This is a genomic window from Vibrio sp. 1F253, assembly GCF_041439295.1.
GTDB classification, from domain to species: Bacteria; Pseudomonadota; Gammaproteobacteria; order Enterobacterales; family Vibrionaceae; genus Vibrio; species Vibrio tasmaniensis_A.
The window spans coordinates 85,845-102,008 of sequence record NZ_JBGONU010000001.1; the positions used below are offsets into that span (position 1 = coordinate 85,845).

General features: G+C 44.6%; 12 protein-coding genes. 10 read left to right on the forward strand and 2 right to left on the reverse strand.

The window, feature by feature from the left end; translation table 11 throughout:
* Positions 1-97: 97 nt before the first annotated feature.
* The 8 genes from sdhC to sucD all read left to right on the forward strand — a co-directional run bounded on the left by sdhC (position 98) and on the right by sucD (position 9,716).
* Positions 98-490, forward strand: coding sequence for a succinate dehydrogenase cytochrome b556 subunit (sdhC, locus tag ACED28_RS00465; protein WP_012604532.1), 393 nt, complete (start codon positions 98-100; stop codon positions 488-490).
* Positions 484-831: a succinate dehydrogenase, hydrophobic membrane anchor protein gene (gene sdhD / locus ACED28_RS00470; RefSeq protein WP_004734215.1), complete on the forward strand. Its 348-nt coding sequence runs from the start codon at positions 484-486 to the stop codon at positions 829-831. Before sdhC ends, sdhD begins: the two co-directional genes overlap by 7 nt.
* Complete coding sequence (sdhA, locus tag ACED28_RS00475; RefSeq protein WP_009847321.1) at positions 832-2,598, forward strand: succinate dehydrogenase flavoprotein subunit; 1,767 nt, start codon at positions 832-834, stop codon at positions 2,596-2,598. It abuts the gene before it with no gap.
* A gap of 12 nt (positions 2,599-2,610) precedes the next feature.
* Positions 2,611-3,324: a succinate dehydrogenase iron-sulfur subunit gene (locus tag ACED28_RS00480; RefSeq protein ID WP_009847320.1), complete on the forward strand. Its 714-nt coding sequence runs from the start codon at positions 2,611-2,613 to the stop codon at positions 3,322-3,324.
* Positions 3,325-3,421: 97 nt separating this feature from the next.
* Positions 3,422-6,241, forward strand: coding sequence for a 2-oxoglutarate dehydrogenase E1 component (gene sucA / locus ACED28_RS00485; protein WP_102456983.1), 2,820 nt, complete (start codon positions 3,422-3,424; stop codon positions 6,239-6,241).
* A gap of 21 nt (positions 6,242-6,262) precedes the next feature.
* Positions 6,263-7,471 (forward strand): 2-oxoglutarate dehydrogenase complex dihydrolipoyllysine-residue succinyltransferase, encoded by a 1,209-nt coding sequence (gene odhB, locus ACED28_RS00490; protein ID WP_009847318.1) that lies wholly within the window; start codon positions 6,263-6,265, stop codon positions 7,469-7,471.
* A 206-nt stretch (positions 7,472-7,677) separates the two neighbouring features.
* The gene (gene sucC, locus ACED28_RS00495) at positions 7,678-8,844 is read left to right on the forward strand and encodes an ADP-forming succinate--CoA ligase subunit beta (protein WP_009847317.1); all 1,167 of its coding nucleotides are present in this window, start codon (positions 7,678-7,680) and stop codon (positions 8,842-8,844) included.
* On the forward strand, positions 8,844-9,716 hold the full coding sequence (gene sucD, locus ACED28_RS00500) for a succinate--CoA ligase subunit alpha (RefSeq protein ID WP_017096870.1): 873 nt from the start codon (positions 8,844-8,846) through the stop codon (positions 9,714-9,716). Before sucC ends, sucD begins: the two co-directional genes overlap by 1 nt.
* Before the next feature lie 143 nt (positions 9,717-9,859).
* On the opposite strand, the gene znuB is transcribed toward sucD, so the two are convergent.
* Together znuB and znuC are read right to left on the reverse strand one after the other, a co-directional pair.
* On the reverse strand, positions 9,860-10,645 hold the full coding sequence (znuB, locus tag ACED28_RS00505) for a zinc ABC transporter permease subunit ZnuB (RefSeq protein ID WP_009847315.1): 786 nt from the start codon (positions 10,643-10,645) through the stop codon (positions 9,860-9,862).
* Entirely contained in the window at positions 10,645-11,424 is a 780-nt protein-coding gene (znuC, locus tag ACED28_RS00510; protein WP_012604527.1) for a zinc ABC transporter ATP-binding protein ZnuC, read from the reverse strand. The genes znuB and znuC overlap by 1 nt, the downstream gene beginning before the upstream one ends.
* An 83-nt stretch (positions 11,425-11,507) precedes the next feature.
* Here znuC and znuA point away from each other — a divergent pair, with 83 nt between their 5' ends.
* Together znuA and ACED28_RS00520 are read left to right on the forward strand one after the other, a co-directional pair.
* Complete coding sequence (znuA, locus tag ACED28_RS00515; RefSeq protein WP_009847313.1) at positions 11,508-12,392, forward strand: zinc ABC transporter substrate-binding protein ZnuA; 885 nt, start codon at positions 11,508-11,510, stop codon at positions 12,390-12,392.
* A gap of 246 nt (positions 12,393-12,638) precedes the next feature.
* The gene (locus ACED28_RS00520; RefSeq protein ID WP_371709047.1) at positions 12,639-16,025 is read left to right on the forward strand and encodes a helix-turn-helix domain-containing protein; all 3,387 of its coding nucleotides are present in this window, start codon (positions 12,639-12,641) and stop codon (positions 16,023-16,025) included.
* Positions 16,026-16,164 lie beyond the last annotated feature (139 nt).

Genomic DNA, 16,164 nt, shown 5'->3' on the forward strand with positions numbered 1-16,164 from the left:
TTGTTAAGCTAATGTTAAATTTTGAGGGTTTGCAATCAAATTTTGTCCATAACAATACATAAGGTTATTTAATGACCATCATGCTCAATGGAGCTGAGTGAGCGAGCCCGTGAAAGAAAGAAAGACAAGACCTGTTAATTTAGATTTACAGACCATCCACTTTCCTATCACAGCAATAGCTTCCATCCTACACCGTGTGTCTGGGGTGATTACTTTTGTTGCGATCGGAATTTTGCTTTGGTTACTATCCATTTCCCTCTCTTCCCCTGTAGGCTTTATGGAAGCTAGCGACATTGTCGACGGTTTCTTCGTGAAGTTTATTCTGTGGGGCATTTTAACCGCTTTGGCTTACCACATTGCTGGTGGTATTCGTCACCTTCTTATGGACCTTGGTCACTTTGAAGAGCTGGAATCTGGCGCTAAGAGCGCGAAGGTTGCATTCGCAGCAACAGCGGTATTGTCTCTACTAGCGGGGATCTTAGTATGGTAAACAACGTTTCTACTTTTGGTCGTAATGGTGTGCATGATTATCTATTGATTCGTGCAACAGCCATCATTATGACGCTTTACACTATCTACCTAGTGAGCTTCTGTGCTTTCTCAGGTGATATTTCTTACGCATCTTGGACGCAATTCTTTGGTGGTACTTTCACTAAAGTCTTCACCATGTTAGCGCTTACTTCAATTTTGGTTCACGCGTGGATCGGCTTGTGGCAAGTACTAACTGACTACATCAAATGTGCAAAATTGCGCGTTGGTCTTCAAGTCGGTGTTGTTGCGGTTCTTCTAGGATATTTCTTCTCTGGTCTGTTTATTTTGTGGGGTGCGTAAGTGACTATTCCTGTTCGTGAGTTTGATGCTGTAGTAATTGGCGCTGGTGGTGCTGGTATGCGCGCCGCGCTACAAATTTCTGAGCAAGGCCTATCTTGTGCGTTGCTTTCTAAAGTTTTCCCAACTCGTTCTCATACTGTATCTGCGCAAGGTGGTATCACCGTTGCTCTTGGTAATGCGCATGAAGATCACTGGGAACAACACATGTACGATACGGTAAAAGGTTCCGATTACATCGGCGACCAAGATGCTATCGAATACATGTGTAAAAATGGCCCTGAGTCGGTTATCGAATTAGAAAAAATGGGTCTTCCATTTTCTCGTTTTGATAACGGCAGTATTTACCAACGTCCGTTTGGTGGCCAATCTAAGAATTTTGGTGGTGAGCAAGCGGCTCGTACCGCAGCGGCAGCCGACCGTACTGGTCACGCACTGTTACACACGCTTTACCAACAAAACATTAAACACAAAACGACGGTTTTCTCTGAGTGGTATGCACTGGATCTTGTTAAAAACGAAGATGGTGCAATCTTAGGTACTACCGCGCTTTGTATGGAGACGGGTGAGGTTTGCTACTTCAAAGCGAAGGCAACAATCCTTGCTACTGGTGGTGCTGGTCGTATTTACGCATCAACAACCAATGCTCACATTAACACTGGTGACGGTGTTGGCATGGCGATTCGTGCAGGCGTTCCAATGCAAGACATCGAAATGTGGCAGTTCCACCCAACGGGTATCGCTGGCGCAGGTGTTTTGGTAACAGAAGGTTGTCGTGGTGAAGGTGGTTACCTTCTCAATAAAGACGGCGAGCGCTTCATGGAACGTTATGCTCCGAATGCTAAAGATTTAGCTGGTCGTGATGTTGTAGCTCGTTCGATGATGGTTGAGATTCGTGAAGGTCGTGGTTGTGATGGTCCATGGGGTCCACACATCAAGCTGAAACTCGATCACCTAGGTAAAGAGACGCTTGAATCTCGTCTACCGGGTGTATGTGAGCTTTCTCGTACCTTCGCTCACGTTGATCCTGTTAAAGAACCAATTCCTGTAATCCCAACGTGTCACTACATGATGGGTGGTGTTCCTACACAGGTTTCTGGTCAAGCAATTAAACAAACTGAAGACGGTACAGACGTTGAAATTCAAGGTCTATTCGCTTGTGGCGAAATCGCTTCAGTATCCGTACACGGTGCAAACCGTCTAGGTGGCAACTCGCTACTTGATTTGGTTGTATTCGGCCGTGCGACAGGTCTTCACCTTGGTGAGACTTTGAACAAGCAAGCTGAAGCAAAACCTGCAACTGAAGCCGACATTGAACGTTCACTAGAGCGCTACAATCGTTGGGAAAACAGTACTGACGGTGAAGACCCTGCGGTAATTCGTAAAGATCTTCAGCAATGTATGCAGAACAACTTCTCTGTATTCCGTGAAGGTAAAGCGATGGCTGACGGCTTAGAAGAGCTGAAAGTGATTCGTGAGCGTCTTAAAAATGCACACCTTTCAGACAAGTCGACTGAGTTCAACACGCAACGTATTGAGTGTTTAGAGCTGGAAAACTTGATGGAAACGGCATTTGCAACCGCGGTTGCAGCAAACTTCCGTACAGAGAGTCGTGGAGCGCATGCTCGTTTTGACTTCCCAGATCGTGATGATGAGCAATGGCTATGCCACTCACTTTACAACCCTGAATCAGAAAGTATGACTAAGCGTGGCGTGAACATGGAACCTATCCATCGTGAAGCATTCCCGCCGAAAGCACGTACGTACTAAGGAGATATGACCATGAAACTGAATTTCTCTTTATACCGTTACAACCCAGACGTGGACCAGAAACCTTACATGAAAGAGTACACCCTAGAGGTGGAAGAAGGTTCTGACATGATGCTTTTGGACGCGCTTATTCTTTTGAAAGAGCAAGATCCAACGATTTCATTCCGTCGCTCATGCCGTGAAGGTGTATGTGGTTCTGATGGTTTGAACATGAATGGTAAAAATGGATTGGCGTGTATCACGCCACTGTCTGCACTTTCTGGCCAAGATAAAATCGTAATTCGCCCACTTCCAGGTTTGCCTGTCGTGCGTGATTTGATCGTAGACATGACTCAGTTCTACGATAACTACGAAAAAGTTAAGCCGTTCTTAGTGTCTGATGGCAATGTGCCACCGGCTCGTGAAAACCTACAAAGCCCTGATGAGCGTGCTCATTTAGATGGTTTGTATGAATGTATTATGTGTGCATGTTGTACGACTTCATGTCCATCATTCTGGTGGAATCCAGATAAGTTCATCGGACCAGCAGGCCTACTTGCAGCATACCGTTGGCTAATAGATAGCCGAGATACGGCGACAGACGAACGTCTGTCCGATCTTGATGATGCATTTAGCGTTTTTCGTTGCCATGGCATCATGAATTGTGTAAGTGTTTGTCCTAAGGGATTAAATCCGACGAAAGCGATTGGTCACATTAAGACCATGCTAGTGAATCGTTCGGTTTAAGTTATATAAAAATTGCCGCCCTAGAAGTTTTGGGGCGGCCTTTTAATAGCTCGGCATAGACCGCAGCAAACGTGAAAACTACTGGTTAAGGGAAAATATGCACAACGGCGTGATGAAGGCATGGCTCGAGTCTTCACACTTGGCTGGCGCCAATGCAACGTACGTAGAAGAACTCTATGAACTGTATCTAAGTGACCCCGATTCGGTAAGTGACGAATGGAGAAGTGTTTTTGAAGAACTGCCTGTGCAAGCTTCAGAAGCAGTGGAACAACCACACTCTCGTGTTCGTGAATACTTCCGTCGACTCGCTCAAGAAACAAAGCATTACAGTGTCCAAGTTAGTGATCCAGATGTCGATGCGAAACAAGTAAAGGTTCTGCAACTTATTAATGCCTATCGATTCCGAGGGCATCAATCAGCAAATCTAGACCCCCTAGGTTTATGGGAAAGAGATACAGTCGCTGAACTGGATCCTTCTTTCCACACTCTTACCGAAGATGACCTCAATGAGACGTTTAACGTCGGCTCTTACGCTATTGGCCAAGAGACGATGGTGCTTCGAGATTTGTACAAATCTTTAAAGCAAACTTATTGTGGTTCGATTGGTGCTGAATACATGCACATGACTAACACAGAGCAAAAGCGTTGGATCCAACAACGTTTAGAGTCTGTTTCTGGTCAACCCTCTTTCGATAAAGAAGAAAAGCAAGCTTTCCTAGAAGAGCTAACGGCTGCTGAAGGTCTTGAGCGCTATCTTGGTGCTAAATTCCCAGGCGCAAAACGCTTCTCGTTGGAAGGTGGTGATGCGTTGATCCCAATGACGAAGGAAATTATTCGTCATGCTGGTGGACAAGGCATGCGTGAAGTTGTTGTTGGTATGGCTCACCGTGGTCGTCTAAACATGCTGGTCAATGTGCTTGGTAAAAAGCCACAAGACCTGTTTGACGAGTTTGCGGGCAAGCACAGCGATGACTCGTGGGGCACTGGTGATGTGAAATACCACCAAGGTTTCTCTGCGGATTTCGCAACACCAGGCGGCAACGTTCACTTAGCACTTGCATTTAACCCATCTCACTTAGAAATCGTAAACCCGGTAGTTATCGGTTCGGTACGTGCTCGCCAAGATCGTCTAGACGATAAAGATGGCAGTCGTGTACTTCCAATTACTATCCATGGTGATTCAGCTATCGCTGGCCAGGGTGTAGTACAAGAGACGTTCAACATGTCTCAAGCTCGTGGTTTCTGTGTTGGTGGTACGGTTCGTATCGTTGTAAATAACCAAGTTGGTTTTACAACGTCTAACCCTCGCGATACACGTTCTACGATGTACTGTACCGATATCGCGAAGATGGTTCAGGCTCCGATTTTCCACGTTAACTCTGATGATCCAGAAGCTGTCGCTTTCGTAGCACGTCTTGCATTAGATTACCGTAATACGTTTAAGCGTGATGTTGTTATTGATTTGGTTTGTTACCGTCGCCACGGTCACAATGAAGCCGATGAGCCGAATGCAACGCAGCCTTTGATGTACCAAAAAATCAAGAAGCATCCAACGCCACGTAAGCTTTATGCTGACGTGCTAATGGAACGCGGTGAGTTTGGTATTGATACGGCAACTCAACTCGTTAATGAATATCGTGATGCACTTGATCACGGTGAAGTTGTGGTTAAAGAGTGGCGCCCAATGGCACTTCACTCAGTGGATTGGTCACCTTACCTAGGTCACGACTGGAACATCGAATGGGACAACAAGATTGATATCGAGCGCCTGAAAGAGCTCGGTAGCAAACTTTGTCAATACCCAGACAGCCATAAGCTGCAAAGCCGAGTAAACAAACTGTACAACGATCGTACTGCCATGGTGAATGGTGAGAAACAAGTCGATTGGGGTATGGCCGAGACTCTGGCTTACGCAACACTTGTTGATGACGGTAAGCGTATTCGTATCTCAGGCCAAGATTCAGGTCGTGGTACGTTCTTCCACCGTCACTCAGTACTGCACAATCAATCAGATGCAAGCACGTATGTTCCTCTTGCGAACATTCATGATAAACAAGGGCCATTCCAAGTATTTGACTCTGTGTTATCTGAAGAAGCGGTACTCGCATTTGAGTATGGTTATGCAACGGCAGAACCAAGCGGTCTAACCCTTTGGGAAGCACAATTTGGTGACTTCGCAAACGGTGCACAAGTTGTAATCGACCAATTCATTTCGTCAGGTGAGCAAAAGTGGGCACGTTTATGTGGTCTAACTATGTTGCTTCCTCACGGCTATGAAGGCCAAGGCCCAGAGCACTCATCTGCACGTCTTGAACGTTACCTTCAATTATGTGCTGAACAAAACATGCAGGTTGTTGTTCCTTCAACACCAGCTCAGGTTTACCACATGATTCGCCGTCAGGTTGTTCGACCAATGCGTCGTCCACTGATTGTAATGTCACCTAAGTCATTGCTTCGTCACCCTCTATGTACATCTTCTCTTGAAGATTTGGCAGAAGGCACGTTCCAACCAGCTATCGCAGAAATTGATGATCTGGCTCCTGAGAACGTAAAACGCGTCGTGTTCTGTTCAGGTAAGGTTTACTTTGACCTGCTTGACCAAAGACGTAAGAACGAGCAAGACGATGTCGCTATTGTGCGTATTGAGCAACTTTACCCGTTCCCTTATGAGGACGTGAGAGCTGCAATCGCACAATACACAAATGTAGTCGATTACGTTTGGTGTCAAGAAGAGCCACAAAACCAAGGTGCTTGGTACAGTAGCCAACATAATTTCCGAGCTGCTATCCCAGTAGGTGCTGATATTCAATACGCAGGTCGTCCTGCATCAGCGTCACCAGCTGTTGGCTATATGTCGGTACACTTGAAACAACAAAAAGCGTTAGTAGACGACGCTTTGACCCTACTTAAGAACTAGAAGTAAAAGGAAAATACAGACATGACAATTGAAATTCTGGTTCCAGATTTACCTGAATCTGTGGCTGATGCAACAGTTGCTACTTGGCACAAAAAACCGGGCGAAGCGGTTGCACGTGATGAAGTCATTGTAGATATCGAAACAGATAAAGTAGTTCTAGAAGTACCGGCTCCTGAAGCGGGTGTTCTGGAAGCTATCATCGAAGAAGAGGGTGCTACGGTACTTTCTAAGCAGCTTCTGGCTAAAATTAAGCCTGGTGCTGTCGCTGGTGAACCAACGAAAGACACGACTGAAGATACAGAAGCTTCTCCTGATAAACGCCACAAAGCGGCACTGACAGAAGAAAGCAACGACGCACTAAGCCCTGCTGTTCGTCGTCTTCTTGCAGAGCACAACCTACAACCAGCTGACGTTAAAGGCACTGGTGTTGGTGGTCGTATTACTCGTGAAGACATTGACGCACACCTTGCAGCAGCGAAAGCGGCTCCGGCAGCAGCCTCTGCACCAGCAGTTGAAGCGCCAGCAGCGGCTCGTAGCCAAAAACGCGTGCCTATGACTCGCCTACGTAAGACAGTTGCAAACCGTCTTCTAGAAGCGAAGAACAGCACAGCTATGCTGACTACTTTCAACGAAGTGAACATGAAGCCAATCATGGACCTTCGTAAGCAGTACAAAGACCAATTCGAGAAGCGTCATGATACGCGTCTTGGTTTCATGTCTTTCTACGTGAAAGCAGTAACAGAAGCACTGAAACGTTTCCCAGAAGTTAACGCTTCTATCGATGGTACAGATATCGTTTACCACAACTACTTCGACATCAGCATGGCGGTATCTACGCCACGTGGTCTAGTGACTCCAGTACTGAAAGACTGTGACACACTAGGTTTCGCTGACATCGAAAAAGGCATCAAAGAGCTAGCAATCAAAGGCCGTGACGGCAAGCTAACTGTTGATGAGTTGATGGGCGGTAACTTCACTATCACGAACGGTGGTGTATTTGGCTCTCTAATGTCTACGCCAATCATCAACCCGCCTCAAGCGGCAATTTTGGGTATGCACAAAATCCAAGATCGTCCAATGGCTGTTGATGGCAAGGTTGAGATCTTACCAATGATGTACCTAGCGCTTTCTTACGATCACCGCCTAATCGACGGCCGTGAATCAGTTGGATTCCTAGTGACCATCAAAGAGCTTCTAGAAGATCCAGCACGTCTGCTATTAGACGTTTAGTATCTCTAAAACGTCTAGTTAACCCGGTTAGCTAGACGTAAAAAGTTTCAAAGGCTAGGCTGCTCAACGTCTGGCCTTCACTTGAACTGTAAAGCCATTAGAAAATGGACAGCAGTTGATTTGAGAAGACCCTACAGACGTACCACAGGAAACTGTGTCGTTATGGAAATAATAATCCCTTAAGGGAAAATAAACGGAATATCAAAATGAATTTGCATGAATACCAAGCCAAACAGCTGTTTGCAGAATTCGGTTTGCCTGTACCAGAAGGTTTCGCATGTGATACTGCACAAGAAGCTTTCGAAGCTGCAGGTCGTATCAGTACAGCCAAGAAAGTCGTTAAGTGTCAAGTACACGCTGGTGGTCGCGGTAAAGCGGGCGGCGTAGAGCTACATGACACCAAAGAAGGCGTTAAAGAGTTTGCACAAAAGTGGCTAGGTAAAAACCTAGTGACTTACCAAACAGACGCTAATGGTCAACCTGTAACAAAGATCCTAGTTGAAGAAGCATCGAACATTGCTAACGAACTTTACCTAGGTGCTGTTGTTGACCGTGCAACGCGCAAAATTGTATTCATGGCGTCAACTGAAGGCGGCGTGGACATTGAGAAAATCGCTGAAGAAACTCCAGAGTTGATTCACCAATCAGCGATCGATCCTCTAGTGGGCCCTCAAGCTTACCAAGGCCGTGAACTTGCGTTCAAACTTGGTCTAGTTGGCGATCAAATTAAACAGTTCGTTAAGATCTTCATGGGTCTTGGCCAAATGTTCTCTCAGTACGACCTAGCTCTACTAGAAATCAACCCGCTTGTAATTACTGGCGAAGGCAACCTGCTTTGTCTAGACGGCAAGATCAACATTGACTCAAACGCAATGTACCGTCAGCCAAAGCTTCGTGAAATGCACGATCCTTCACAAGAAGACGAGCGTGAAGCGCACGCTGCTCAGTGGGAACTGAACTACGTAGCACTTGATGGCAACGTTGGCTGTATGGTTAACGGTGCAGGCCTTGCGATGGGTACGATGGATATCGTAAACCTACACGGCGGCAAGCCAGCAAACTTCCTTGATGTAGGCGGCGGCGCGACAAAAGAGCGTGTAGCTGAAGCATTCAAGATCATCCTTTCTGATGACAATGTTAAAGCAGTACTCGTAAACATTTTCGGTGGCATCGTTCGTTGTGACATGATCGCTGAAGGTATTATCGGTGCAGTTAAAGAAGTAGGCGTAACAGTTCCAGTAGTTGTTCGTCTAGAAGGTACAAACGCAGACCTAGGTCGCGAAGTACTTGCTAATTCTGATGTTGATATCATTGCTGCTGTATCTCTAACAGATGCTGCTCAGAAAGTTGTTGCTGCTGCGGAGGCTAAATAATGTCTGTATTAATTAACAAAGACACTAAAGTAATCTGTCAGGGTTTCACTGGCGGTCAAGGTACATTCCACTCAGACCAAGCTATCGCATACGGTACGCAAATGGTTGGTGGTGTTTCACCTGGTAAAGGTGGTCAAACTCACCTAGGCCTTCCAGTATTCAACACAGTACGTGAAGCAGTAGAAGCGACTGGCGCAACAGCAACAGTTATCTACGTACCAGCACCTTTCTGTAAAGATGCAATCCTAGAAGCGATTGATGCAGGTATCGAACTGATCGTAACAATCACTGAAGGTATCCCTACTACAGACATGATCGACGTTAAAGTGAAGCTAGAAGAAACTGGCGTTCGCATGATCGGTCCTAACTGTCCAGGTCTTATCACTCCAGACGAGTGTAAGATTGGTATCATGCCTGGCCATATCCACAAGAAGGGTAAAGTAGGTATCGTATCTCGTTCAGGAACTCTGACGTACGAAGCAGTTAAACAAACAACAGATGAAGGCTTTGGTCAGTCTACATGTGTTGGTATCGGTGGTGACCCTATTCCAGGTTCAAACTTCATTGATATCCTAAAACTTTTCCAAGAAGACCCAGAGACTGAAGCAATCGTAATGATTGGTGAGATCGGTGGTACTGCGGAAGAAGAAGCGGCTGAGTTCATCAAAGCAAACGTAACTAAGCCAGTTGTATCTTACATCGCTGGTGTTACGGCTCCTCCGGGTAAACGTATGGGCCACGCAGGCGCAATCATCTCTGGTGGTAAAGGTACTGCTGAAGATAAATTCGCAGCACTGGAAGCAGCAGGCGTTAAGACTGTTAAGTCTCTTGCTGACATCGGTAAAGGCCTACGTGAAATCACGGGTTGGTAATCAGCTGGATTTTATCTAATGAGATAGAAGTTAACTGAACGATATTAAAAAGGCTTGGTCACTGACCAAGCCTTTTTTGTATGTTTTCAATGATACGAGATACGAGATACGAGATACGAGATACGAGATCGTACTGATAAGTGCTAAGCTCGGCTTCTAACCATTTGAGATAACATAAACATTGCCGCAGCACTGATAACAACAGAAGGGCCGGCCGGTGTGTCATAGAACCAAGACAAGCTCAATCCTCCGAACACAGCGATAGAACCAATTACCGATGCAAGGAATGCCATTTGTTCGGGTGTATTGGCGAATTTTCTTGCCGTTGCTGCCGGAATGATAAGTAGTGAGGTCATGATTAACGCACCAACAAACTTCATACCTACCGCAATCACGATCCCAACCAATAGCATCAAAATAAGACGCATTAAATCAATGTTGATGCCATCAACCGCTGCGAGATCTTCGTTAACGGTCGTCGACAATAGTGGTCGCCAAAAGATAGCAAGTACCACTCCAATCACGGCAGCACCCGCATAGATGAATACCAAATCTGTCGGAGACACTGCAAGCAAGTCACCAAATAGGTAGCTCATTAGGTCAACGCGAACGTTATCTAAGAAACTCACGGCGACAAGACCCAAAGACAGAGCGCTGTGCGCCAAAATACCGAGTAGGGTATCGGTCGCGACCAGCTTTTGTTTTTGTAAAGTCACTAGCAACACAGCTAGCATCAAACAACAAATCAGCAGCGCGAAATACAAGTTAATGTTGAACAGAAAGCCAAGTGCTAAGCCCATCAAAGAAGCGTGAGCAAGCGTGTCACCAAAGTAAGCCATCTTGCGCCACACCACGAATGAACCTAGTGGCCCCGCGATTAGAGCAATGCCCAAGCCAGCTAAAATAGAGGGAAGAAGAAACTCAAGCATTAGTGGTGTCCGTGTTTATGGTTTGAACATTCATGCACGTCGCCTTCGACAGGCTGTCCTGCGAGATCATGATGGTGATGTTCGTGTTGGTGGTGATAAAAGGCTAAGGTCTCTTGGGTCGCGGTGCCAAAAAGTGCGATATAAGAGGGGTGGTGTTTGATGTCTGCCGGTGCGCCTGAACAGCAGATATGGTGATGCAAACAGATAACATCGTCTGTTTTTGCCATCACTAAATGCAGATCGTGTGAAACCATAAATACGGCACAACCAAAACGGTGGCGAATGGTATCGATCAGGTCGTACAGGTCTATTTGGCCTTGTACATCAACACCTTGTGCGGGTTCATCAAGAACCAGTAGATCGGGTCTTCTTAGCAATGAACGAGCAATTAGCACACGTTGGTTTTCACCGCCAGATAGTTGGTGCATGTTGCTCTTTTGTAGATGTTCAGCACCAACGAGCTTCAATGCTTCAAGGATCTCTTGCTGACTGAACTTACCAGTGAGCTTTAGAAAACGTTCTACATTGAGCGGTAGTGAATCATTGAGCTTTAATTTTTGTGGTACATAGCCAATTTTCAGTTTTTTAGCTTTTGTTATTGTGCCTGAAAATTTGGTCTGTAAACCTAATACCACTTTTACTAATGTCGACTTTCCTGCACCGTTTGGCCCAATCAGGGTGGTGATTCTGCCGCGCTCTAAATTTAGAGAGATGTTATCTAGAACTTTTCGACCGTCAAATTCGACGCTCACAGAATCTAGTTGGATTAAATTATCCATGAATAGAACTCATTTGCAATTCGCTAATGTTATAATGTAACATTTACCTCAAGCCTAAGCTACTTTTCTATTAACGAGGAATTATGTCACGTTCATCTTTTATACTTGCTACTTTGCTTTTAGCGCCAAGTGTTGCAAGTGCCAATACTATTCTAACAAGCTTCAAACCAATTCAAATGATTGTGACAGAATTAACGCAGGGCGTTAGTGAACCTGATGTGTTGATGAACAGCAATGCTTCGCCGCACGATTATGCGCTTAAGCCATCGGATGTCAAAAAAGTTCATAGTGCCGATATGGTGATCTGGTTTGGCCCTGACCTAGAAGCTTTTTTGACCAAGGTGATTGGTTCTAAAGAAAACGTTATCAAGATCAGTGAGATTCCGGGGATTAACTTGAGAGAGTTTGGACATGAAGACCACGATGCTCATGAAGGGCACAACCATGGTAGTCATGACCCGCATTTTTGGTTGGGTATCGATCAAGTCGAGGTCGCGGCAAAGTATATCTCAGCTAAGCTAATTGAGTCAGACTCTGATAACGCCATGGCGTATCAAGAGAATCTAGATTCATTCTTGATTGCTTTGAAAGAGAAACAGCAGGCGATTCATGAACAACTCGCGCCAGTGAAAGACAAAGGCTACTACGTATTCCATGACGCGTATGGCTACTTCGAACAAGAATTTAAGTTGAATAATCTAGGTCACTTTACGGTTAGCCCTGAGCGTAAACCTGGCGCAAAAAGTCTGATAGCTATCAAGAAGACTTTGGTGCGTGAAAATGTTCAATGCGTATTTTCAGAGCCTCAATTTACACCAGCGGTGATTGAATCGGTGACTCGTGGAAGTAACGCTAAACAAGGGCAACTTGATCCTGTCGGTTCGCAGGTTGAAGTGAAGAGTGGAAGCTATTTTGATTTTCTTCAGCAGCTTACAGATAGTTACACAAGTTGCTTAAGTGGAATGTAATCAATATTGAGTATTCTTTACGACACTTTGCTCTCGTTAATTGATGAATCATGCCGCTTTTTGCGGCATTTTCGTGACCGCTAAGATAAAACCTTCCAACAAATATCAAACCTCCTTTCTCCTTTGTCAATTTCAGCTAAAATAGAAAGATAATAATAAGCACAAAAAAACTCACTTTTTGGTTAATCAGCAACAAGCGCTGTGAGAACCAATATTTCATGTGTTGTTGCTGTTCAGGATTAAAAGTTGTATCGAATTATTTTCAAAATGTTCATCTTAATGAGCATTTCATTTAGCGTTCTTGCGGTAAATACATCACCCTCCGTTTTCTACCCTTTGCCCGTTCAAGCACAAGGGAACTTCCTTGCGGCAAAAAATCTGTACTTAGGTGAAGGTGGCGGACTCTGGGTTCATGATGTACATGGAAAAATACTTTTTTATGATGGCAGAACCCTATTCCCTCGAAAAGGTAGCCTTTTGCAATTTTCTTCAGAGAAAGTCGCGTTTCTTAACGATGAGTTTTGGACTTTCTTTGATAATGAGGTGTACCGACATAGCCCAGGAATCGGCAATGCACTTGCATTTAGTCTAAGCCCGGGGGCTGAGATCGCGAATATCGGTGCTTCCGGTGATTATATTTGGGTTACAGATGGCAGTAATTTCTATACGTACAATACTCAATCTTTAGAATTTAGCACTTACTCGCTTCTAAAATTGTATCGGCATAACAATAGCAGCGATATTACGATTAACGATGCTGAGCGGGTGCTGTCAAAATGGGTGCTTGCGACCAGCTCCGGAGTGTACCTTTCTGATAGCCAAGAATTTACTCATATCGGTGCATCAGAAAAAAATCATATAGAGACGCTGTATTTTTCGATGGCAAGACGTGAGTTAGTCATTGGTACATTGAATGGTGCAGTGATTATAGATCTTGCAAATCCTAAGAAAGAAAGGTGGGTGCGTGGTTCGCATGTTCTTTCTCTCGCTGAAACAACCGATCAATACTGGATTGGGACTGAGCATGGTCTTATCAGCTACAACTTTATTACGGGGCAAATTACACGATTTGAACAAGCCGATAATCAAGACTTTTCGTTACCGGGTGAAAAAATATATTCGTTAATTAACGACCATGCTGGTGGAATGTGGGTCGCGACCAATAACGGAATTCGATACTTTTCACTGTTCAGCAGGACATTCTCAAGAACGCCATTAACGGGAATGGGGATGCACTCGAGTAGTGTGGTGATAAACAAAGTACAGCTTGTTCGCGATCAACTGTCTTGGGTTGCTTCTTCCAGAGGTCTCTATTTGGTTGATTCTCAAAGTGAAGATAACCCCGTTCGTGTTTACTCTAACCCAGTACAGGACTTTGAGTTCTTTGGTTCTTCAATTTGGTTGGCGACTGCAGAAGGTATTATTAGTTTCAACACTGATACGTTAGAGGCTGAAAAGGTCGATCTACCAAGAGCGATTGAAGGTGTACCCGTTGAAAACTTTGCACTTGAAGCGAATAACATGCTTTGGATGACCTCGGGACAAAACCTTTATTCGTTATCTATCGAAACCAATAAGTTGACAAGTTATGGTACCGACTGGTTAGTCGATAAATTTTTGCCAGCAAAGATCACCGCTCTCAATATAGGTTTACAAGGTCGTATTTATGTTGGTACTGATCACGGATTCTACTCTTTTCTTGATGAGAGAATTAGCTTTAGTCGTTCAAGCGAGCGGCTTGGCAAAGTGGTCGATATTGAAAAAGCGAAAGATGGATCCCAGTGGTTTGCGAGTAGCTATGGTGTGTATCGAATCTCTAATAACAGTTCTATTATTCAAGAGGTCACTCTTGTTGAGGAAAATATCAGTCCTAAATGTTTAATTAGCGATGATAATGGGATGTGGTTAGGCTCTTCGAAAGGTATTAGCTATTACGGATTGGATGGGCAACTGCATAAACATATCGGCTCACCATTTGGCTTGATCACCAATGAATTGGCTGCAGGTGCGTGTGCTCTGTTTTACAGCTCAGGTAGCCAGTCTACTAGGCTTATCTTTGGCTCAAGATATGGCGTGGTGAGTGCGTTAGCTAATGAGCTATTGGTATCAACAACACCTCATAGCCGTGCATTGCTAAGCAAGATAAGTGTCGACCATCAGATAGTATCACTTGGTGGCAAGACAGCTGATTTAGATGAAATTCCTTATGGCTCATCAATCGGTTTTAAGATTGGAATTTTACCAGCGACATACACACCTGCAATGGAGTATCGACTAAGCGACAATGAACCTTGGAGTGAGTTTGAAGGGGGGTTACTAACACTCGATCACCTTCTTCCTGGGGACTATACGTTGGAAGTGAAACCCGTTAAGGACTCCCATTATCGCTTTACGTCAACGAACCAAAGCTTTTCTATTGCGGAACCTTGGTATCTGAGTAATTGGGCAGCAGCAAGCTCTCTTGTATTACTTATCTGTGTAGTGACTGCTTTGGTTTTTTGGCGATCGCGTTACGTCACTTTCGCCAACAGGCACTTAAAGGCGCAAGTTGCATTAAAGACAGATCAACTGAGGCATCAAAGCCGAATACTACTAACGACTAATCAACAGCTTAAAAAACAGTTGTCAGTTAAGAGTGCTCTTGTCACACATACTGCTAATGAACTCTCTTCTGAAGTTAATCATATCGCAGCTATGATCCCAAATTGGCATGATGAACAAGGTAAGTCGCCAATATTGACATTGAAAAATGGCTTGGCTCAGTTGAGTAACACGCCACAAGGGAAGGGAAAGGTTTGTTACGATATAATTTTAATCTTAGAAGCTGTACTCAAAGCTTGGCAGGACGATTTAGCCAAAGCCGGTATTGAACTGGATATTAAAGTTGACACTAAACAACGACACGTCTCCTTGCTGTATTTTAACCTTGATATTATTTTCAACAGTCTAGTCGCTAGCATCATTAAGAGAAATTTTAAGTCACAGAGTATGGTGGTATTGGTTGAAGAGGTTAAAGAGCACCTTGTTGTGACGATTCGAGACCATGGAATGCCTTTCCCAAAATTGACTTCAAGCATTAATGACAATACTGGAAAATCGACCGACCTAAACATCGAAAAGTTGCCATTATTGATGAACCAGAGCGGTGGTGAACTGAATGCTTTTGTCTCGGACTCTCAAAATAAGGTGCAGCTTTCGTGGCCGATTGAATATCAAGTGTTAGATAATTTGGAAGCTAGTACAATTGAACAGATTGAGACCATTAAACTTACAGTTTCAGCGACGGAGCAACAAAGGTTAAGTGCTGAGCAAGAGTGGAAAAACAGAGTGTCGCAGCTTGTGAGTGAAAACTACGCCGATGCAGAGTTCAGTACGGCAAATGCTGCTAAGTACTTGTTCATGTCAGAGAGAAGTTTACAGAGACGTTTTAAATCGGCTTATAACAAGACCTTTAAAGAGCATTTGAATGAAGTGCGTTTAGAGCATGCGTGCGAGCGGTTACTTGCGGGAGAGAGGATTTCAGACGTCGCGTTTGATTCTGGTTTCAATGACCCTTCCTATTTCAGTCAAAGGTTTAAACATCACTTTGGCATGTCGCCATCTAAGTTTGCTGAAAACAACGAAGAGCAGTGAGCTAGGGACGTCCAGTTACAACATAGATAAAGATACTTTGAGCCTCGACATTCGTGTTGGGGCTTTTTTATGCTTCTACGAGATACGAGATACGAGATACGAGATACGAGATACGAGATACGAGATACGAGATACGAGA

What these genes read in the sequence shown, in the direction of transcription:
- znuC (WP_012604527.1), bottom strand. Translation starts at nt 11,424, where the DNA reads ATGGATAATTTAATCCAACTAGATTCTGTGAGCGTCGAATTTGACGGT.
- znuB (WP_009847315.1), bottom strand. Translation starts at nt 10,645, where the DNA reads ATGCTTGAGTTTCTTCTTCCCTCTATTTTAGCTGGCTTGGGCATTGCT.
- znuA (WP_009847313.1), top strand. Translation starts at nt 11,508, where the DNA reads ATGTCACGTTCATCTTTTATACTTGCTACTTTGCTTTTAGCGCCAAGT.
- sucC (WP_009847317.1), top strand. Translation starts at nt 7,678, where the DNA reads ATGAATTTGCATGAATACCAAGCCAAACAGCTGTTTGCAGAATTCGGT.
- sucD (WP_017096870.1), top strand. Translation starts at nt 8,844, where the DNA reads ATGTCTGTATTAATTAACAAAGACACTAAAGTAATCTGTCAGGGTTTC.
- ACED28_RS00480 (WP_009847320.1), top strand. Translation starts at nt 2,611, where the DNA reads ATGAAACTGAATTTCTCTTTATACCGTTACAACCCAGACGTGGACCAG.
- sucA (WP_102456983.1), top strand. Translation starts at nt 3,422, where the DNA reads ATGCACAACGGCGTGATGAAGGCATGGCTCGAGTCTTCACACTTGGCT.
- odhB (WP_009847318.1), top strand. Translation starts at nt 6,263, where the DNA reads ATGACAATTGAAATTCTGGTTCCAGATTTACCTGAATCTGTGGCTGAT.
- sdhD (WP_004734215.1), top strand. Translation starts at nt 484, where the DNA reads ATGGTAAACAACGTTTCTACTTTTGGTCGTAATGGTGTGCATGATTAT.